At 69.4% G+C, this 1,172-nt stretch carries 2 protein-coding genes; both read left to right on the top strand.

The features are described 5' to 3' along the window. The first annotated feature begins 30 nt into the window (after positions 1-30). Positions 31-699 carry a protein-L-isoaspartate(D-aspartate) O-methyltransferase gene (locus AC27KI_RS25340; RefSeq protein ID WP_487116554.1) on the top strand — a complete coding sequence of 223 codons (669 nt, stop codon included), beginning with the start codon at positions 31-33 and terminating at the stop codon, positions 697-699. Positions 700-710: 11 nt separating this feature from the next. Beyond that, on the top strand, positions 711-1,172 hold a 462-nt coding region (locus AC27KI_RS25335; protein ID WP_487116552.1), incomplete at its 3' end, for a LysM peptidoglycan-binding domain-containing protein.

The raw sequence follows: 1,172 nt of genomic DNA, 5'->3' as shown, positions 1-1,172 counted from the left end.
CAGCCCGCGCCGCGCCGCGATGCCCCGCCCATGCCGCAGGGCGTGGGGCTCGATTCGGCCGCCGTGCGCGCGCGCATGGTGCAGCGCCTGGCGGCCTCGGGCATCGCATCGCCAGCCGTGCTGCAGGCCATGGGCTCGGTGGAGCGGCACCGCTTCGTGGACACCGCCCTCGTCAACCAGGCCTACGAAGACACCAGCCTGCCGATCGGGCTGGGCCAGACCATCTCCAAGCCGAGCATCGTCGCCCGCATGACGGAGCTGCTGCTGGGCGCGGAGGGCGCGCGCGCCGCCGGGCTGGGGCGCGTGCTGGAGATCGGCACCGGCTGCGGCTACCAAGCCGCAGTGCTCGGGCGCGTGGCCCGCGAGGTGTACACCATCGAACGTTTGCGCGCGTTGCACGAGAAGGCGCGCGACAACCTGCGTCCCTGGCGCCTCGCGAATGTGCACCTCATCTTCGGCGACGGCACGGTGGGCTATGCGAAGGGCGCGCCGTATGCGGCCATCATCGCCGCGGCAGGCGGCGAGACCCTCCCTCAGGCGTGGATCGACCAGCTGGCCGTGGGTGGCCGCCTCGTGGCGCCCATGGTGGGCGCCGGCGGCCACCAGGTGTTGCTGGTCATCGACAAAACGGCGCACGGATTGAAACAGAACGTTTTGGAGGCCGTTCATTTTGTCCCCCTAAAATCGGGGATTGCCTGAAGGGATTGCTTATGTTGGTTACGCGTGGTCTTGTTGGTTGGGGTTCGGTAGCGCTCGCAGCCTTGGTGCTGACGGGTTGCGGTACCCGCGTCAACAGGGCACCGGTGGAAGATCGTGGCACGTCCGTTTCCACATCCGCCTCCCAGCCCGGCATGGTGGTCGCTCCCGCGGCCAAGCCTCTGCCCGGTGCTGAAAACGCCGGCAAACCCGGCTACTACACGGTCAAGCCAGGAGATACCCTGATTCGCATCGGCCTGGAAAACGGCCAAAGCTGGAAGGACATCGCCCGCTGGAACAACCTGGACAACGCCAACCTCATCGAGGTTGGCCAGGTGCTCCGCGTGGCCGCGCCGTCGGCCACGCCAGCGCCCTCGGTGGCCAGCGATACCGGCGTGGTCACCCGCCCGGTCACCTCGTCCGCGATCGCCCCGGCCACCCCCGCCAGCGGTGCCAAGCCCGGCGCATCGGCCCCC

The sequence above is a fragment of the Acidovorax sp. KPB24-03 genome (genome assembly GCF_057546605.1).
Note: the sequence above shows the minus strand (reverse complement) of the source record. Positions and strands in the feature narration are given on the sequence as shown.